Annotated in this window: 17 protein-coding genes and 1 tRNA gene; 10 read left to right on the forward strand and 8 right to left on the reverse strand. The window is 69.5% G+C overall.

What is annotated here, in order from left to right:
- Positions 1-9 precede the first annotated feature (9 nt).
- The 5 genes from ABZ738_RS31195 to ABZ738_RS31215 all read left to right on the forward strand — a co-directional run bounded on the left by ABZ738_RS31195 (position 10) and on the right by ABZ738_RS31215 (position 4,213).
- Positions 10-645 carry a hypothetical protein gene (locus tag ABZ738_RS31195; RefSeq protein ID WP_357219254.1) on the forward strand — a complete coding sequence of 212 codons (636 nt, stop codon included), beginning with the start codon at positions 10-12 and terminating at the stop codon, positions 643-645.
- 11 nt (positions 646-656) lie between these two features.
- Entirely contained in the window at positions 657-1,547 is an 891-nt protein-coding gene (locus ABZ738_RS31200) for a protein kinase (protein ID WP_357219257.1), read from the forward strand.
- Between the two features lie 111 nt (positions 1,548-1,658).
- Complete coding sequence (locus ABZ738_RS31205) at positions 1,659-1,823, forward strand: hypothetical protein (RefSeq protein WP_357219260.1); 165 nt, start codon at positions 1,659-1,661, stop codon at positions 1,821-1,823.
- Between the two features lie 114 nt (positions 1,824-1,937).
- The gene (locus ABZ738_RS31210; protein WP_357219263.1) at positions 1,938-2,861 is read left to right on the forward strand and encodes an HEXXH motif-containing putative peptide modification protein; all 924 of its coding nucleotides are present in this window, start codon (positions 1,938-1,940) and stop codon (positions 2,859-2,861) included.
- Positions 2,858-4,213 carry a serine hydrolase domain-containing protein gene (locus ABZ738_RS31215; RefSeq protein ID WP_357219266.1) on the forward strand — a complete coding sequence of 452 codons (1,356 nt, stop codon included), beginning with the start codon at positions 2,858-2,860 and terminating at the stop codon, positions 4,211-4,213. The genes ABZ738_RS31210 and ABZ738_RS31215 overlap by 4 nt, the downstream gene beginning before the upstream one ends.
- Before the next feature lie 835 nt (positions 4,214-5,048).
- On the opposite strand, the gene ABZ738_RS31220 is transcribed toward ABZ738_RS31215, so the two are convergent.
- From ABZ738_RS31220 to ABZ738_RS31255, 8 genes are all read right to left on the reverse strand, one after another.
- A tRNA-Lys gene (locus ABZ738_RS31220) sits at positions 5,049-5,121 on the reverse strand.
- A gap of 252 nt (positions 5,122-5,373) precedes the next feature.
- Complete coding sequence (locus ABZ738_RS31225) at positions 5,374-6,849, reverse strand: tyrosine-type recombinase/integrase (RefSeq protein ID WP_357219423.1); 1,476 nt, start codon at positions 6,847-6,849, stop codon at positions 5,374-5,376.
- Between the two features lie 83 nt (positions 6,850-6,932).
- Positions 6,933-7,226 (reverse strand): helix-turn-helix domain-containing protein, encoded by a 294-nt coding sequence (locus ABZ738_RS31230; RefSeq protein ID WP_357219268.1) that lies wholly within the window; start codon positions 7,224-7,226, stop codon positions 6,933-6,935.
- A gap of 1,260 nt (positions 7,227-8,486) precedes the next feature.
- A complete protein-coding gene (locus tag ABZ738_RS31235; protein ID WP_357219271.1) occupies positions 8,487-9,230 on the reverse strand; it encodes a hypothetical protein in 744 nt (247 codons plus the stop codon).
- A complete protein-coding gene (gene dcm / locus ABZ738_RS31240; RefSeq protein WP_357219274.1) occupies positions 9,199-9,750 on the reverse strand; it encodes a DNA (cytosine-5-)-methyltransferase in 552 nt (183 codons plus the stop codon). Before dcm ends, ABZ738_RS31235 begins: the two co-directional genes overlap by 32 nt.
- Positions 9,747-10,610, reverse strand: coding sequence for a hypothetical protein (locus tag ABZ738_RS31245; RefSeq protein WP_357219277.1), 864 nt, complete (start codon positions 10,608-10,610; stop codon positions 9,747-9,749). The genes dcm and ABZ738_RS31245 overlap by 4 nt, the downstream gene beginning before the upstream one ends.
- A complete protein-coding gene (locus ABZ738_RS31250) occupies positions 10,607-11,602 on the reverse strand; it encodes a DNA methyltransferase (protein WP_357219280.1) in 996 nt (331 codons plus the stop codon). The genes ABZ738_RS31245 and ABZ738_RS31250 overlap by 4 nt, the downstream gene beginning before the upstream one ends.
- The gene (locus ABZ738_RS31255; RefSeq protein ID WP_357219283.1) at positions 11,586-12,509 is read right to left on the reverse strand and encodes a hypothetical protein; all 924 of its coding nucleotides are present in this window, start codon (positions 12,507-12,509) and stop codon (positions 11,586-11,588) included. Before ABZ738_RS31255 ends, ABZ738_RS31250 begins: the two co-directional genes overlap by 17 nt.
- An 826-nt stretch (positions 12,510-13,335) precedes the next feature.
- On the opposite strand from ABZ738_RS31255, the gene ABZ738_RS31260 reads away from it, so the two are divergent.
- From ABZ738_RS31260 to ABZ738_RS31280, 5 genes are all read left to right on the forward strand, one after another.
- A complete protein-coding gene (locus ABZ738_RS31260; protein ID WP_357219286.1) occupies positions 13,336-14,214 on the forward strand; it encodes a hypothetical protein in 879 nt (292 codons plus the stop codon).
- 618 nt (positions 14,215-14,832) lie between these two features.
- Positions 14,833-15,213: a pilin gene (locus ABZ738_RS31265; RefSeq protein WP_357219288.1), complete on the forward strand. Its 381-nt coding sequence runs from the start codon at positions 14,833-14,835 to the stop codon at positions 15,211-15,213.
- 3 nt (positions 15,214-15,216) lie between these two features.
- A complete protein-coding gene (locus ABZ738_RS31270; protein ID WP_357219290.1) occupies positions 15,217-16,134 on the forward strand; it encodes a conjugal transfer protein TrbL family protein in 918 nt (305 codons plus the stop codon).
- Between the two features lie 38 nt (positions 16,135-16,172).
- On the forward strand, positions 16,173-17,105 hold the full coding sequence (locus tag ABZ738_RS31275) for a PrgI family protein (protein WP_357219426.1): 933 nt from the start codon (positions 16,173-16,175) through the stop codon (positions 17,103-17,105).
- Positions 17,102-18,889 (forward strand): DUF87 domain-containing protein, encoded by a 1,788-nt coding sequence (locus ABZ738_RS31280; protein WP_357219293.1) that lies wholly within the window; start codon positions 17,102-17,104, stop codon positions 18,887-18,889. Before ABZ738_RS31275 ends, ABZ738_RS31280 begins: the two co-directional genes overlap by 4 nt.
- Positions 18,890-18,925 lie beyond the last annotated feature (36 nt).

The raw sequence follows: 18,925 nt of genomic DNA on the forward strand, positions 1-18,925 counted from the left end.
GGGCGAGGCATGCTGCTTGCCTTGGAGGGAATCGCCGGAGCCGGAAAGAGCACGCTGCGCGACCGGCTCTTGGCGACAGCCGCCTGCGAGGACATCCGCCTCGGGTACATCGGCCAGTTCGCCTGGCTGTCGTTGGAGGCCACCCGAACCATCATCGGCTTACGGGCCGGGCACCCAGCCGCCAGCGGTAAGCGGGCGGTGGCCGCAGTTCGCCGCGACCTCGAACTCCATTCCCGCCATAATCTCCTCCCCGCCCTGGCCCTTGGCCCTGTCGTCGCTGACCGGCTTACCTTGTCGACCGCCTGCCTACTCGCCTTGCTGCACGACCGTCCTGTCGCCCACTACGTCCAGCAGCTCGCCGAGGTAACGGTCGCGCGCGCGGACCTGACCGTCTTACTCACCACCGATCCTGAGCTGTGCCGTGCGCGGCTAGCGAGGCGGCCCACGACGCGGCGCTTCGGGGAGGACCCGTCGATCGCTGCCCGGCTCGCCGACCTTCACGAGCACGCCGCCATCGCGTGGACCGAGACGACCGGCCTGCCCCTGTTGCGCTACCCGTGCGCCACTGACCTCGACCTCGACCTGCTAGTCGCCGCCTGCCTGGACCGGCTACGTGAAACGGCCCCGGATCCGGCACGAACATGAGGGACCGGCCCATGTACCTGCACCCGATGCACCCCGCCGGCTGGATCCTTGACAAGCTCCGTGACTCCGGCTGGCACCTCCACGACCTCCTCTGCTTCACCCGCGCCAGCACCTTGGTACTCGTCAGCCGCAACGGAACGCCCCCGGTTGTTCTCAAGGCTGGCTTCGGCAGCAACCACGTCCTAGCCGAACTCGACGAGGCAACCCGCAGAGCCGCCTACGGCTTCTACTGGTATGCCGAGATGAGCGAGGCCGAACGTGCCCTGACTCGCGAGGACTTCCGCCACGAGGTCACCGTCACTCGCGCCGCTCAAGGCGCCGAGCACGTCGTGCCGCTGCTGGAAGAGGGCAGTACGGACCGATTCGACTGGTACACCATGCCCCACTGCAGCGGCGGCAACTTCAGGCCCCATCTCACCACGGCCGTCCACCGACACCAGGTGACAGCCGGGCTGAGGATCCTGGCTGACGTTGCCGAGGGCCTGCGCACCCTGCACGAGCGTGGGATCGTGCATCGCGATGTCTACCAGGAGAACATCCTCATCCACGACGGCCACGGACTAATTACCGACCTCGGGGCCGCGCGCCGCGCCGACACGCCGCGTGGCCCCGTCGCCCGGAGCCCGGAGGTGCACTGGCCCCCGGAGTACGCCACCTCCTACGACCGCGCCACCCCAGCTGCTGACACCTTCAGCCTCGCAGTCCTGGCCTACCGCTACCTGTGCGCCGACATCCCCCGCCACGGTCCTTCTCTGCTGTACACCGCACCCGCCAGTCTTCGCCCAACTATCACAGCGGCGCTCGCCCCGGTGCCTGAAGACCGGCCCTCCATGAGAGAGCTGCGCGAAGCCCTGCACCAAGCGGCGGGTTCCGCCGCCATGCCAGCTCAGCGCAGCAGCTAACCCATCATCGGCCGGAGGGAGACCCGGTGCCCACCGCCCGCTCGCCGCCGCACCACCAATCTCCAGAAGATGCACGGTCCATCACTCAGCCTCAGAAGGACGAACACACACATGGACAACGACCGGATCAGCGACTTCCTCGCCGCCGTGGACGACCTGCGCGGCGACGACGAGACCGTCCGCAGCACCCGCCACACCTCCAGCGTCTCCGCCGAAGGCTGGCCGACCACCGAGATCCCGGCGAACACCACGGCACCCGCAAGCACCGAGGTCTGAACGACAACGTGCCTCACTGACGGCAGGCCGTAGGTGAGCACCTCCTGGGGCCAGCCCGTTACGGGCCGGCCCCAGGCCCGGCCCAGCCTCGTCGGAAAGAAAGGACCCCACTTCGTGGACGCGCCGGCCATCGTCTTCTCGTTTGCTCCCATCCAGGACTACCAACGCGACCGCACCCGCCGGATCCGCGCCGTCCCCAATCCCGCTGCCCCGCACACGGTCAGCACCTCAGGCTCCCTGGGAACGAATGCCACCGACTACTGCATAGCCCACCACTTTCTCGAAGGTGCGGAGGCCGCTGCCCATGCCCGCGAGATAGACACTTTCAACTGGTACGACACCAACCCGAATGTGAATGCCTCGGCACTGTCGACACTCACCGCCGTCGGTCCCCGAATCATCCTGGCACCTGACCCAGACCGTCTGCCCCGCTCGCCGATCTCCGAGACCCCCTACTACGTGCTAGGGCCGGACACCATCGCTGCCCCGCCGGAACTGCGGGAACTTGCCACCGCCGCATACGTCACCGGCGTGCAGAACGGCTTCGCCCGTCTTCTCGCCGACCACGCAGTCGTTGTCTGCCTGCTGCGCCACAAGCAGCTCGGCGACACCCTCGACAGCTGGACCATCAGCCGACTACCTGGCACCGTCTACTGCGACCACGTCAGGGAACCCGTCGTACTGGCCCGCGACCTGATCCACGAAGCGGGCCACAACTGGCTCAACGACGCCTTGAACGCCACCGCCTGCAAGATCAGCGACAATGTAACGTTCTACTCACCCTGGAAGAAGACGAACCGGCCCGCCTTCGGCTTCCTGCACGCCTGCTTCGCCTTCCCTCTCACCATGATCTACACCGCCCGCGTTCTACACGAAACCAGCGGCGAGCTCCACAGGTTCCTGGCCACCTACCTAGACCAGCAGCGAGAACTACTCGCCCCTACCGCCGCTGACCACGCCCGCGCGCTCGCCCTGATCACCGCACCCGAACTGCAGGATCGCATGCACGTCATCCACCGCGAGGCCCTCAGCCTGTGAACCCCACCAACATCCCGACCAGATCCGACACGGCGGGCCTCGCAGACCGGCTAGGTGAGCCCGGCGTCACCCTGTATGTCCGCCACGTCGACGGCCCGCCGGTGCAGGCAGAGACCGGAGCGGCCAACCTCGAACTCGCCACGCCAGTCGGGAAAGACACCACCTTCAACGTCGGCTCCGTAGCCAAACAGATCACCGCATACCTATGCATCCGCGCCGCCCGCGACCGCCTCCTAACCCTGGACCGGCCTGTTGGCGACATCCTGCCCCGCTTCCACATCCCCGACGTCACCGTCGGAGACCTCATCCAGCACCGAGGAGGCATCCGAGACGCCGAATCGCTTCTCTCCCTGGCCGGCTTCCGCGAACTCGACCACTACACCGCCAACGACCTGCTCCAACTCGCCTACCGTCAGCAGCGACGGGCCGTCGAGCCGGGCCGCTTCCTATACAGCAACACCGGATACCTTCTCCTCGCAGAAGTCCTCACACACGTATACGGTGCCGGACTCCGCCAGATCGCCGACCTGCAGGTCTTCGCCCCGCTCGGCATGACCTCGGCCCGGTTCAAGAACGACCCACGCGAGGTGATCCCCGGTGCCGCCGCCAGCTACCAGGCCGTCGCCGATGGATGGCAGCACCAACAGCGCCCAGCCACTCTGCCCGGCCCCGGCTCCCTGTGGTGCACCGCCGCAGACCTAGACCGCTGGCTGGCCCACCTTCGGCACGAGTGGCACGCCTCGGCCAACGATGCGCTTCCGTTCGAACAGGACATCGGCTATTGGCCCAGCGACCAACCTCCGTTCACGTATGGCGCCGGGCTGTACGCCGATCCTCGCCCAAGCCGTACCGCTGTCTTCCACTACGGCCATGAACAGGGATTCTCCGCCGCTACCTACCTCACCACCTCAGGGCTCCGCGTCATCTGTCTGTCCAACCACGCGGGAATAGCCGCAGGCCATGTGGCTGCCGTTGCCCTCGCCGACATCACCGACGGCATCAGCACCGAACCTGGCAAACTCCTCTCGCTTGCCATGGCCGGCGTGCCCTCGTTCAACAGCACCTCGGTAAGCGAAGCCGACATCGACGCACATCAAACGGAGATTGGCATCTATGTCTGCGATGAGGTGCCCGGCACCGTACGCTTGACCCACAGCTCGGGCTCGCTGTGCCTGTGGCGCCGGGGGGCCTCCGACCGTCTCACCCGTATCGATTCCGCCACCTACGCCGCAGACGGCTACACACTCACACTTCCGACCGCTTCGACGGATGGCATGGCCCGGACGCCCGCCGGCTTCATCCTCGACCTCGACCGTGCACCACGGCTGCAGTACCAACGACGGCCCGACTGACTCCCTGATAGGGCCGCTTGGCCCACTTCTCGGGCGCCGAGCGGGTGACCTGATCCAGCAGCGCCGGACTGTCGACGATGACTCTGCTGATCCGACCCGGCTCCACCACCAGCTACCAGTGGTTCACGCCCTGGACGACCTCACTCAATCGGGTTGCCGAGATGTGGACCTTGCATGGCAGCTCTCCCTTACGGCCGTGGATCCCGACGGACAGGCATCACCTGCGAGGCGGTGGGCATCGCCGCCGAGATTTGGCCGTGCCCACACATTGACCTTCGCCTGCAGTAGACGCCGGGGGCATGCCTTGGCGAGGTGCCATCGGTGCGGTCCGGTCAGAATCTGGTGCGGTTGGTGCGCTTGCTTCTCCGCCACGAGTACGGGCCGCTACTGTCGGGCCATGGCTGCACCTGCGCCACCCGGAGGGGGCTCCTATCATGCACGGCGACCCCACCGCTCCTCGCGGTAACCCTCGGCTGGCCGGCCCCGCACGACGACAACCGACGCTAACGGTGTCGCTGGCTGGTCTGCTGCCAGCGCCGCCCGGTCCGCCCTCGGCGGCATCACCGCCCAGCCTCGATGACAGACCCATGTCACTCGGCAAGGAGCAGCCAGTTTGTAATCGTGGGGCGCCTGGAGACGGATCGTCACCGCCGTCGCACCCAACTGCGAGCTCGCTGGACGGTGCGCCAACGCCCGTGATGGAAGAAGTCCTGTGGTGGTCGCCGATTCCCCGCTCGGAGGTGTGCCTGAGCGCTACTACGTCCACAACGAGGACCGCGGTGACGGAAATCATATGGATCAACGTCTGTATTCGCAGGTGGAAGGCTTCTTCTTGTAGGCCGCCGGGGACTCGAACCCCGAACCTACTGATTAAAAGTCAGCAGCTCTGCCCATTGAGCTAGCGGCCCGCCAGGCTGTAAGGCTACCCGATACTGCGGCCAGGAGGCGGGTCGCTCCCAGCGGTCGGCTGCCGTGGCTCAACCTTGCCTAGATTCGACGAGTGGGCGACCCGACGCCGCCGGTCTCGGAGCCGCACAGCGGCTCGGTGCAGCGGGCTCTCACCCAATGCCGTGACGTGGTGATAATCGAGGACCTCCGGAACCAAAATGTGCTGGGAGGCGTGTTGGATGCCAGGTGGTTCCGTCGGCGGATTCTGTGGATCATGCGTCCCGTGGGCGTCGGCGGCGGGGAACCAGGGCGGCGGCGGCCTCCGCTTTGTCGCGCTCGACTTGTAGTTCGACGATGACAGAGGTGTAGGTGTTGCTGGTGATGGTGATGGTGGAGTGACCGAGTAGTTCCTTGACGTCGGTGAGGTCGGCGCCGGAGGCTTTCAGGTACGTCGCGGCACAGTGCCGCAGGTCGTGCAGCCGGACCGGGGGCAGGCCGGCGCGGCGGACGAGGCTGTCGAAGCGCTTGCTGACGGTGTCCGGGTGCCACTTTTCGCCGTTGGGTTGGACGAAGAACCATCCGGTGTTCGGCCAGGTGCTGCCGTTGACCTGCTGCCAGTGGGCGCGGCGGGTGAGGTAGGCGCGCCACGCGGCGGCGGTGAAGCTGTCCAGGGCGAAGGTGCGGTTGCCGGATTCGGATTTGACCTTCTTGTCGACGGCGTCGTACCCGACGGTGGTGCGCTGTAGATCGACCGTTACCAGGGCGTTGTGCAGGTCGACGGTGGTGTCGCGTAGGCCGAGTGCCTCGCCGCGGCGCATTCCGCGGTGCATGATTCCGACGAAGACCGGATAGAGGGCGATGTCGTGATCCTGGGCGTAGTCGAGGAATGCCCCGGCCTGTTGCGGGGTCCATACCATGACCGGGCTGGGCCTTTTCCCGGTTTCGCGCCACCGTGCGACGGCTTTGTCCGTCCAGACGCGGGGCTTGGGCTGCTTAGCCGATGGCAGCTCGACGTGCTTGGCCGGGTTGAAGTCGATCAGCCGGTTGTTGGACCGTGCCATCGCATCGTTGAGTGCCTTGCGCAGAGTGGAGCGGATGCGCTGCATGGATGCTGGGCCGGTGGTCCGGATGCCGCGGACGGTGGCGCGGATCTGCGGGTCCTCGCTCTGGCGGGCGACCTCGATGGCGGTGTTGCGGTCGGTGATCGCGGTGAACATCGCCGCGATGTGCTCAACGCGCAGCTTCACCAGCGGGATGGCGCCGAGGTGTGGGATGAGGTGTACGCGGATGTGGCAGCCGTAGTTGCGTATGGTGCTCGGCTCGATGGTGCGTCGGGACTCCAGCCACTGCCGTAGGTATTCGCCGACGGTCATGTCGACGCTGGCGGGAAGGCCCGCGCTGACCCGTTTGGCGATGGTGTCGCGGTCGGGCATCGGGGCGCCTGCCTTGACGTGCTGGAGCAGGTCGGCGATCTCGGTCGCGAGGGCGGTGTCGTCGCCGGCGAGCGCCAGCAGCGTGAGGGCTTGGTCGCGGTCCTTGGCGGCGTCGTCCTTGCTGTCGAAGGTGTAGCGGCGCAGCGACCGGCGGGAGCCGTCGACCTTTCTCGGCAGTTCGAGTTGGTATCCCCACTTGCCGTGGTGGGCGTTCCATGCCCCGCCGGTGCGGCGGAGCTGAGGGCACCTTTTGCCGAGCTTCTTACCGTCCTGGTCGCGGCACGTGCAGATTTTGAGGATGGATCCTTGCGCCATGGTGCTGTTGCTCCTCGGGGTTGCCGGGCAGCCGGTGGCTGTGGATTTCGTCCGGGTGATCGACGCGTGCCTTCGGCGATAGATCAAGTCGCAGACGGTGGCGGATGTTCGTCGCCGACGGGCAGGTGGAGGGCGGCAAGGATTGCCGCGACCGGTACCCGGTAGCGACTACCGAACCGCAGCACGGCGATCGGGAACTGACCGTGTTTGGCGAGTTCGTAGGCGGTGGCGCGCGACAGGCCGAAGATTTCCGCCACGGTGGCGATGTCGGTCCACGGGCCAAGTGCGCGGATCCGCTCGACAGTCCAAGCGGTGTCATCGGGGGGCTCGCCTTCGAGGTTGGAGTGGTCGGCGGCGTGGTGGTCGGGCATGGTCATGGCAAGACGGTCCTTCCGAGGACGCGAGGTGAGAGGGCTGTGGGAAGCGCGGGCGACGGCGTGGGGCGGCGCGCCGCCGCGTAAGCCCGCGTGAAATCAGGGCCCGTCTGCGGGCGGCTGCATAGCGCCGAGCTGGGGGCGCGTCGCGGATGCCGCCGCCGACCCGTGCGGGCCGGTGGCGCCCCTGGCGGCATTCGGCTGTGGCGTGCACTTGCCCTGCGGCAAGAGGTGAGGGTTCATGGGCGCGCGCCGGAAGCGGTTCGGCGCCGACCGCGCGGCGTTCGCCGCCTGTCAATCGATGTAGAGGGGGATCCTGTGACGGACTCGGCACCACAGCCACGTTCCGACGCGGAGGACGCAGGGCCTGGTTCGGATCCAGGATCGGGCACGGTCGGGATCGTCCCGGAGGACCCCAAGGTCGTGCCGGCCGCCTTGATGGACCTGGTCCTATCCGCCCGAGCGACCTACCGTGCCATGCAGGCCAACGGCTGCTAACCGGCGATCATGGCGGTAGGGCGGTGGAGGACAGCGTTGCGACGCTCGCGCGCATAAGCGACGACCTGAGGCTGTACGTGGGTGACCACTCAGACCACGGTGACACGGCCGTCGCCCGGGCAAGTGATCTTCTCCGCCAGGCCCGCAGCGCACTGAGCGACGCTCAGCACCATCTCGCGCTCGACGACGCGGTCCAGCCCGATCCGAAGCGCGGGAGGTGACGGCGCTGACCGGGTGACAGCTATCCATCAGTGATAGGGCCGAGCATCGGCATCGGCGGTGTGTACACCGCCGATGCCGATGTCTCCCATCCAGCAGAGCGAGGTCGGCGGACTCAGGTCCCACGTGAAGGCGAAGGGACGAGGAGTGCCGCTTGAGTGATCTGATATCGATCGTTGATCGTCGTGACCGTTTGCCGACGGTGGCTCGACAGGGTGGACCGCTACGAGGCAGGGTGGTTTGTCCAGCCCGCCTGACCGTCAGCGTGGCGGCGGACGAGAGCAGGTACCGAGGGCCGGTGCGGGATCGGATCCTCGGGCTGGCACAGTCGAATCCGCCGCCTGAGACCGAGTTGTCGCACTGGTCGAGCCGTGAGATGGCCGCCTACCTCGAGCGCCGAGGGCGTGGTGGTGTCCGAGCGTTACGTGTCGCGGCTGTGGAGCGAGCATGGCCTGCGAATCCGGCGCCTGGCCGACAGGGTCGCCGACGTTGTCGGGCTGTTTCTGGAGCCGCGATACCGGTAGTCGTCCAGGGTGGTGGGATCGGTCATGCCGGCACGGCCCACCGGTGTGGGCACAGCAGCAGTCGCAACGCGACGGCTGCCTGTTGGGGGACGACGCCGTTGCCGAGGACCCGTAGCGCGGCGGTGCGCGGCACCGCGAGCGTCGGGTCGGTTACCCAGTGCGGTTCGAGGCCCATTAGCCATTCCACGAAGGGCGGCGCGAGGACCGGTTTGCCGTGCCGTCCCGGTTGGGTCGGCGCGGGTGCCGGGCGGCCGAGTAGCAGTTCCCAGCGGGCCACCGCGGCGGCGTACGGACCCCACCGGTCGGCGTCGGGCCGGCCCAGTCCGGCGACGGTGGTGCGTAGGTCCGTTCCACCGTCACCGTGCCTGCCGGGTCCGTGCGCGTCGGAGGCACGTGGCGTGGGTAGCGTCCGGATCGGAACCCGCACGGCGGCCGAGGGCAGGGTGAGGTCGCCGTGGGACCCGCGTTGCCCGGGGCAGCCCTTGATGCCGTCGGTCGCTCTGGGGGTGGGTAGCAGGACCTGCGACAACGGTGGCCGCCATCCGGTGCCGGCCCGTCGGCCGGGGGTGCCGGTGTCGCTGGCTCGCGGTGTCGGCAGTAGCCGGGCCGCTCCGGCCGACGGGGACATGTTCGACCCGTAGGCCACTGGGGTCGGGGTGGGCAGGAGGCCGTGGCGGGTGCCGGTCGGCTCGATCAGGTCCGGCAGGCCGTAGGGGTGGCCGGGGCCTTTGCCGTCACGGGCGCAGGGTGTCGGCAACGTCGGCACCTCCTCCCCGCGGTGGGGTGGGGGTGGCCAGCAGGAACAGCCGGTCGCGTCGGTGGGCGGCGCCGATGTCGGATGCGCGTAGGCATAGCCAGCTCGTGTCGTACCCGATCTCGGCCAGGTCGGCGTGGACGACGTCGAGCCCTCGTCTGAGGAGGGCGGCGACGTTCTCCACAAAGAGCAGTCGGGGTCGAAGTACGCGAACGGCGGTGGCGATGTGTTTCCAGACGCTGGAGTGCTCGCCTGCGATGCCGACCCGCTTGCCGGCGTTGGAGATGTCTTGGCACGGGAATCCGGCGGTGAGGATGTCGACCGCCTCGACCCGGGTCCAGTCGACGGTGCGGATGTCTCCGAGGTTGGGGATTTCGGGCCAGTGGTGGGCGAGGACGGTGCTGGCGTGCCGGTCGGTCTCGGCGTACCAGGCGAGCTGGCCGCCGAGCACCAGCTCGACGGCCAGGTCGAGCCCGCCGTATCCGCTGCAGAGGGATCCGATTCGCCAAGCGGTGGTGTGCCCAATGCTCACGCCACCTCCCCGTGCCCCATGACCGAGACCGGTGCGTCGTGGGGGCAGGTCCACGGCCCGCAGCCCGGCGTATCCGATGGCTGGGGGCGTGGACGCAGGACCACCTCGTCGAGCGGCACCCGCTGCCGGTGCAGGAAGAACTGCCCGCGCAGCGGATGCCCTTCGGCGTTGGCTCGCGCGGAGCCGTCGCGGATGGCGTGGTCGAAGGCCACCGCCTGCGCCCACTCCTGTGGGCTGTTCTCGCGGAGCGCGAGCCAGAAGGCGTCGTCGTGGAACGGGCATCCCACACACGACGACTTCGGGGTGTCGGCGAGACCGTGCTGGGCCAGGAAACGCAGGCAGTCGGTTCGTCGCCAGCCCAGGTCGAGCAGCGGGAAGACGTTACGCATGTAGCCGACGTCGGCGTCGCGGGCGCGGTGGACCTCGTCGACCGAGATGCCGATGGCCATCTCGGCGACGACGCCGGCGGGCACCCGCCGCGGATGGGGATGACCGAGGCGGCGTCGTACTTCTGCCTTGATCGGTTTGATCTTGTATTCGGAGGTGCACTGCCGGCGGGCCATTCCCCGCTCACCGTTCGGTCCGAGCGTGAACAGCGGCATTGAGGCGAAGCGGTGCGCCGGGTCAAGAGCGTCAGCCCGGATGTCACCGGTGCTGACGCGCACGACCTCGATCCCGGCCCGCTCCGCGATGCCGGTCAGGCGGTCCAGATGCCGGTAGACCGCGGCCGGCTCCCACGAGGTGTCGGCGAAGATCGCCGCGTCGAACCCAGGGATCTCGCCCTGGGCTGCCAACAGCAGAAGCGTCGAACTCTGTACCCCGGCGCCGAGGGAGAGGATGCGGTGGGTGGGCGCGCTCACGCAACCACCTCGGTTCCGTCCTCCGACGAGGTCGCGGCCTTGGTGAAGATCAGGACGTCCTCATGGGCGATGAGGTGCATGGGCACGCCGCCGGTCCTGGCCTTGCGGACTTGCTGAAGTTGGAAGAACGACGGGCGGGCGACGAAATGCCCGTCGCGGACGGCGGCGAGCAGGGCGACGCACCGTTCGGTCGGGACGAGCCCGGCGCGCAGGCCGGCGGCGATGACGGCGCTGGGCAGGTCGACCAGCTCGCCCCGCTTGCGCCACGGCCGGGCGGTGACCACGACGACGCCGCCGGGGCGCAGCAGGGTGGCGCAGCCACGCAGGATCTGGGCGAACCCGTCGGCGAGGCCGGTCAGGTCGCGGTAGGCGAGGTTGCCGCGGTCGTGGCCGTCGTTGTACCGGTCGTCGTACTTCACGACCCCGTCCGCGCTGGGACGGACCAGGCCGTGCACCGTCGGCCCGTAGGGCGGGGAGGTGACCACGAGCGCCACCTGGCCGGTGAGGGCCTTCGGCACCAGCGACATCAGCCGGGTGGCGTCGCCGCGGATGACCGACGCGCGTCCGCTGGCGCCGTGGTCGTGGGCGTGACGGATGTTGGCGTCGGCGATGTTCGACCATTGAGGCTCGTACTCGATGCCGAAGGCGTCACGGCCGGCGTGGACCGCCTCGACCAGGGTGGTGCCGATCCCGCACATCGGGTCCAGGACCAGGTCACCGGGCTGGGTGTAGGCGCCGATCGCGTGGGCGGCGATCGCGGGCAGCATCCGGGCCGGGTGCTTGACCGACTCCGGCACGTACCGGCCGCGCCGTTGCACCGGCCCGGTGGACTGGGCGGTGGCCCAGACCGACAGGCCCTCGGGGTCGGCGCGGTGGCGGCCTTCGTACTCCCGATGCCGGCCCGGGTAATCCTCGCCGGCGGCGGGGCTGTTGATGTCCGACTCGTGCGGGTCGGGTTGCCCGGGAGCGGTGTGCTCAGGCACGGCGACCACCGCCGTTGCCGCGCCGTCCCGACTCGGGCGCCGGAGCCGGGTGCGGTGTGAACACCAGCAGGTCGGCGTGCACCCGCAGGTGAGCCACCGTCCACTGCTCAGGGTTGGCGTGGGCAAGGGTGAGCAGTTCCTCGTCGGTGACGACGTGGTAGACGAACTGGTCCCCGTCGGTGTCGGCCTCCACCGCGACGATGTGCTGCAGGTAGCCGAGCCCCGCGCTGGAGGCGGCGGCCACGAGCGGGCCGAAGTCCTCCGGCGTGGGCTGGATACCGGCGGGCACACCGACCACGAGCACGAGGCAGCCGCCGGGACGCAGGAGCCGCGCGCAGGCGGCCAGCAGCCAGGCGAGCCGGACCCGGGCGGTCGTGTCCGCATCGTGCAGCGGCCAGCAGGCGACCACCAGGCTGGTAGCCGCGTCGAGGGGGCCGTCCTCGGGCGGCCGGACGGCCGCGGTGTCGGTGCCGGACAGGTCGGGGTCGGTGAGGTCGTCTCCGAACCACTCGGTCAACTCGGGCGGCTCCTCGCCATCGCCGTCGCCGGCCTCCGGGTCGTGAGAGGTGGTGGTCTCGGTCGCCGTCCGCAGGCCGGTGGTGGCCGGGCCGATGAGCAGGCCGGAGCCGTCGGTGAACCAGGCGCGGTGGTGTCGGCGTCCGCCTCGGTCGCAGATCGCAGCCAGGGCATGGTCGGTGGTGAGGTCGACGACCGCCTCTCCGGGCCGGCTGTAGGCGGCGACGAGGCGGTAGGCGAGGCGGGCGGGCAGGCTGGTGCGAGTTTCGGCGCCGGTGCGGGCCGTGCGCCAGACCGTGATCGGTACCGGCGGATCGCCGGCGATCAGGTCGATCAGTGTGGAGTCGGCCGGCTCGATGTGGTCGGCCGGGTTGTGCTGGTGCGGCGTGTGCTCGCTCATGTGCTGTCGGCTCCGCGCCGCGCCGTGAAGCGCTGACACCCCCAAACCGGAGTTTGTGAGCCCTGGCGAACACTTGCCGCACTCACAGCCGCTCACAAGGCACGGGCTCGACAGTGGATCGCCCCGGTTCGTATGCATTTCTCCGCCTGGGTTGCGTCCACGGGAGTGGTGGACGAGCAGCCGCAGGCGCGCCCGTGAGGTGTTCCTAGCCCCAGCACGTCTGTCAGTCACGGTGTGTTACTGACAGAAGCGGCGAGCGTGGGCGGGTTGCGACCTGTTCCGGGGTGTGGATCGTCGCGTTGACCAGCGCAGTGAGAGATGTGTGAGTGTCAGAGGTTCGAGCCGATGGCGTCGGCACACGTGCGCCTGTCGCAGGTTCGTCGTGTCGGCGGTGACCGAGGATCCGACTGTCATAGGTACCCGGCGCACTGGCACGCATGGGCGGGTGGCCACCTATGACACGACGACTGCGAGCGGGCCGGGTTGTCACAGACTCCGGTCTGCTGGCGTTATCAGTGGTGTTGACGCCGTGTCGCAGGTTGCGGGGTGAGCCGGTGTCGGAGTTACCGCGAGCGCGTGTCACAGGTTCTGTCAGCGTGTCACAGGGCAGTTCAACCCGCCTTTGTCAGAACCTTTCCATCAGTGGCGGTCTATGAACCTGTCCTGCCGCCCACCTCTGTCAGAGGCCGGGACGCGGACGGTGATCGGAGGTGTGAGCGGCTCTGTCAGAGGCTTGTGAGCCCGCTGTGGCGGAATCGATGTCACCGCTCGCCGTGACGACACTGGCGGCGTCATCGATTCTCATCGCTGTCACAGGAGTTTTGACATGAGTGTGTCCGACGCTACGGACTGGCCCTCTTCCGCCCTTGACGCGGCGGCGACCGCCTTCGCCGCGCTGACGTGCGAACCCGAACCGCTGGTTCTCGACTGCGCGACGTTCGGCCCCGACACGGGTCTCCCGCAGCAGGAGGTGCCGTTGCCCGCGCTGCGGGAGTGGCTGCTGCGTCATCCTCGCGCCTATGCGGCGCGTGACGAGGTGTGGCGGGAGCTGATCCGCCGTGCCCGGCTCGACGGGCCGCGCTGGGTCGTCGCTGCGGTCGGCATGGCGATGCCGGCGCTGCAGCAGTACGCGGGCCGGTTGTGCGAGGGGTACAACGGCGACCCGGCGGACGTGGACGCCGAGATCCTCACCGGCTTCCTGACCGCGTTACGCGATCGGGCGGACCTGACCAAGCCGGCGCCCTACGCGAGCCTGTGCAAGGCGGCGTGGCGGGCCGGGCGTGACCTGCGACTGCAGCAGCAGGAGTACCTGCCGGTGGAGGACATCGAGCACGTCACCTCCGGTCCCCGCACGCCGAAGGTGCCGTACGGGCATCCGGACCTGCTGGTCCGCCGTGCGATGACCCTGGGAATCCTCGACCCGGAGGACGAGCAGGCCTACATCGACGTGCGGCTCGGACGCCGCGCGATCGAGCCCATCGCCGCCGCGTCCGGCATCAGCGTGGACGCCCTTCGTATGCGCCTGTCCCGCATCGACAGCCGCATCGCCGAAGCCCTCGCGGACGGGCTGCTGACGGGGGTCGCGTCGCCGGAGACGGTGGCGCAGCTACGACTGCAGGCCGGGCAGCGCAGCCAACGGCGAGCGGGCCGTGCCGCTGCCCTCCGCGAAGCCGCCACGCAGGCCCCGGTCACGGCGGCTGCCTGACGACCTCCACCCATCACTCCAGCGGCTGTGGCCCGACGTATACCACGTCGGGCCACAGCCGTTTCTGTTGAAGACCGGCGGTGGTACTTGCCGATCTCTGTCGAGGGCTGTGAGCCCTCGATCTCTGTCGAGGGCTGTGAGCCCCGCCAACACTCACACAACGACACGCCTGGGCGGTTCCCCACCGCTGTGAGCCCCTGTCCTTCGGACACGTCTGCTGTGTGCGAAACCAGCCCCGACCTGCACTGTGAGCGGTCGCCGCGCCGTGTGAGCGGCTTGTGGGCGCGGCAAGTGTTCGCCACGGCTCACAAACCCCGGTTTGGGGGTGCGGGACTTCTACGAGCCATGCCGCTCGCCGGTCCCGCCCGCCGCCGGGCGACACGAGGAACGAATGCGATCCGCATGCCTCGGGTGCCGCGCCACGTTGATGCGCTGACACCACATTGATGACCGCAAACCACCCATGAGGGAGGACGAGCTCCTCCCGGGGCCCACGCGGTTCGTCCGCTCCTTCACCTGCGCCCGGCGGCGGTCCCCTCGGACCGCTTCGAGCAAACGCCACGCCTCGGTCACGCCGTTCGTTCGGCGGGTCCAGGGCGCGGCGGGAGGTGAACCTCAATGTCCCGCACCCCACTACGCACCCTTCCGAGAAAACCCGCCACACGCGCGGCGCTACGCGCTGCCGTGCTGCTGGCCGGCGTCGGCCTGACCCAGGCCCTCCCGGGCGCCGCGCACGCCGACCCCGGCGCCGCCGTCGACCTGGCGGCGAACTCGCTGCCCGCCGTCATCACCAACCTCCGCATGTGGATCATGGGGATCCTCGCCGCGCTCGCCACCCTCTTCCTCGTCCTGGCCGGCGTGTACTGGGCCACCGCGGGCGGTGACCCGTCCCAGGTCGAGAAAGCGAAGCTGGCCCTGCGTAACGCGTTGGTCGGCTACGGCCTGGCCGTCCTCGCGCCGGTCCTGCTGCAGGTCGTTCGAGGCATCGTCGGGGGCTGACCCATGACGGTGTGGATGCTCGACCAGATCCTCGGCTGGATGACCGCCGCGGTCCTGGCGTGCCTCGACGCGATCTTCGACCTCATCACCGGTGTCCTGCTCACCACCCCGAGAGTCACCGCGCTGCCGCAGGTGCAGGCGCTCACCGGCCGATCGGTGTGGATCGTGGACGCCGTGTTCGTGTTGGCGTTCGTCGCCGCCGGCATCCTGATCATGGTCGCCGGCGGCGACGAACAGGCCCGCTACACGGCCAAGGACCTTCTGCCCCGACTGGTCGTCGGATTCACCGCCGCGCACTTCTCCCAACTGGTCTGCGCCCAGCTCATCGACCTCACCAACGCCCTGACCGCAGCCGTCGCCGACGGCTACGACAGCGACGGCACGTTCACCGCGATCCAGACCCACCTCACCGCCGCCCAGGACCGGGCCGTGCCCCTGCTGTTCCTCGTCCTGGCCCTGATCATCACGATCCTGATCGCGACGACCGCGATCCAACTCATCGGCAGGTTCGTCGCTCTGCTGGTTTTGACCGCCATCGCCCCACTGGCCCTGGCCTGCCACGCCCTGCCGCAGACCGACCCGCTGGCCCGCCTGTGGTGGCGTGCCTACACCGGCTGCCTGGCGATACCCGTCGCGCAGGCGTTCTTCCTCACCGCCGGAGAACAGGTCCTGCTCGACCCGGCGACCATGCTGCCCGTGTTCGGGATGCCCGCCGACCCCGGCGGCACCCTGAACCTCCTGGTCGTCGTGGTCCTGCTGTGGACCACCGTCAAGATCCCCGCCCTGATGGCCCGCTGGGCGGGCCAGAGCGGACACGGCGGCGCCACCGCGATGCTCGGCGCCGCCGCCCGCGTCGTCGTGGTGCAGCAGCTCACCCGCACCGTCCCCGGACTCTCCACCCTGCGAAGGACCGTCAGATGAGCACCCCCGAACCCGACACCGGCCCGGCACGCACGCGCATGCCCGCCGACGTCGACGCCCCCGACAAGGTCGCCTACGGCCTGACCTTCCACCAACTGGCCATCGTCGCCGCCGGAGCCCTCACCTTCTACACCCTCTGGCGCGCCCTGCACACCGTCGTACCCGGGCCGGTCCTCGTCGCCGTCGGCGTGGTGCTCGGCGGGCTCGTCATCGGCCTGGCCCTCGGCCGCCGCGACGGCCTACCGCTGGACGTGTGGCTGCTACACGCCATCCATCACACCCGTACCCCTCGGTCGCTGGCCGCCGCTGACGTCGCGGCGGATCCCGCCGCGCCGGACTGGGTCGAGACGCCGAAGAGCGGTCGGATGCCACTGCCGGCGCCGTTGCGGCTGCCCGCCGACGCCATCGACGACGACGGGGAGATCAGCCTCGGTAGCGCCCGCGCCGCGATCGTCGGCACCACCACGGTGAACCTCGCGCTGCGCACCCCCGACGAGCAGGCAGCCCTCATCGAAGGCTGGGGCAGGTGGCTCAACAGCCTGTCCACTCCGACGCAGATCGTCGTGTCGGCGCAGCCGGTCGATCTGGCGTCTCACAGCCGTGCGCTCGCCGCCGCCGCAGAGGCCCAGCCGCATCCGCAGCTTCGCGCGGCGTGCGCCGACCACGCCGAGTTCCTCGGCGACCTCGCCTCGCGGCGCGACCCGCTGCGCCGGCAGGTCCTGGTCGTCCACCGCACGGCCCCGGGCGAGCGCACCGGTCACGCCGCTCGGCGCCGCGCCGACGACACCGTTCGGGCACTGGCCGGGCTCGGAGTCAGCCCCCGGGTGCTCGACGGCGCGGCGGTGACCGCCGCTCTGACCTCCGCCGCCGACCCGTACCGGCCACCGCGCCCAGGCGGCCTTGCCGCACCCGATGCCGTCATCACCGCGAGCACCCCAGCTCGCAACCCCAGGAAGAGGAGAAAGTCATGATCATGAGGAAACGCTCCGTCGGCGCGGCCGTGGAAGCCCCGCCAGCCTCGCTGGCGTCGGCGGTCGCACCGGCCACGGTCGAGGTCACGCCCCGCTGGCTGCGCGTCGGCGACGGGTACGCCGCCACCCTGGTGGTGACCGGTTACCCGGCCGAGGTCGGCCCGGCGTGGCTGGAGCCGCTGCTGTCCTGGCCGGGCCGGCTCGACCTCGCCATGCACATCGAGCCGCTGCCGGCGCCGATCGCCGCGTCCCGGCTGCGTAAGCAGCGGGCCCGGCTGGAGTCGTCCCGGCGGGCCGACTCCGAGCGGGGCAAGCTGGCCGACCCCTACGTCGGCGCCGCCGCTCACGACGCCGGCGACCTGGCCGAACGCCTCGCCAGGGGCGCGGCGAAGCTGTTCCGCGTTGGCCTTTATCTCACCGTGCACGCCCGCACCGAAGACGAACTACTGGAGGCGTGCGCGCAGGTCCGGGCCGCCGCCGCATCAACCCTGCTGGAGGTGCAACCCGCGACCTGGCGCCAGCTTCCCGGATGGACCACCACCCTGCCGCTGGCCTCCGACGGGCTGCGGATGCTGCGCACCATGGACACCCAAGCCCTGGCCAGCTCGTTCCCGTTGGCGTCGCCGGATCTGCCCGCGCCGCTGCCCGGTGACCCGCCGACCACCGGTGGCGTCCTCTACGGCGTCAACCCCGCCAGCGCCGGGATCGTCTGGTGGGACCGCTGGACGCAGGAGAACCACAACTCCATCGTCTTGGCCAGATCCGGGGCGGGGAAGTCGTACTTCGTCAAGTTGGAGATCCTGCGCAGCCTCTACCAGGGTGTGCAGGTCGCGGTCGTCGATCCCGAGGACGAGTACCTGAGACTGTGCGACGCGGTCGGCGGCAGCGCCGTGCGCCTCGGCCTGCCCGGCGTGAAGATCAACCCCCTGGACCTGCCGCTCGGCGACCGCCGACCGGACATCCTCACCCGCCGTGGGCTGTTCCTGCACACGCTGATCAGCGTGCTGCTCGGGCATCAGCCGCCACCGGCGGAGCGGGCCGCGCTGGACCGGGCCATCCTCGCCGTCTACCGGTCCGCCGGCATCACGGCGGACCCGGCAACGCATCACCGGCCGGCACCACTACTACGCGACCTGGCCGAGACGCTGCGGGCCGACGACGACCCGGCCGCCGCGACTCTGGCCGCCCGGCTCGCGCCGTGGGTGCAGGGCAGCTTCGCCGACCTGTTCAACGGGCCGACCACCCAGACCCCGCTCGGGCACCTCGTCGTGTGGTCGCTCCGTCACCTGCCCGACGAGCTGCGCACGGTCGGCACGCTGCTCGCGCTGGACTCGATCTGGCGTACGGTCGACGCGCCGGTCGGCCCGCCGCAGCGGCGGCTCGTCGTGGTCGACGAGGCCTGGTTGCTGATGCGTGATGGCGAGGGCGCAAGGTTTCTCTTCCGCATGTCGAAGGCGGCGCGTAAACGCAACGCGGGCCTGACCGTGGTCACCCAGGACGCCGCCGACGTGCTCGGCACGGACCTCGGTCAGGCGGTGGTGTCCAACGCCTCGACGCAGGTGCTGCTGCGGCAGGCGCCCCAGGCCATCGACCCCGTTGGGGCGGCGTTCGGCCTCACCGGCGGCGAGCGGCGGCTGCTGCTGTCGGCCCGCCGCGGCCAGGGATTGTTGATCTCTGGAGTGAGCAGAACGAGCTTCGAATCCATTTCCTCAGAGGCGGAGCACGAGCTGTGCACCACGAACCCAGCCGAGTTGGCCGACCTCGACGAGGAGGACGACCTGTGACACCACCGGCCGAAATTCTCCGAGCGGCTCTCGCTT

Source organism: Micromonospora sp. NPDC047793 (assembly GCF_040642635.1).
Taxonomy (GTDB): Bacteria; Actinomycetota; Actinomycetes; order Mycobacteriales; family Micromonosporaceae; genus Micromonospora.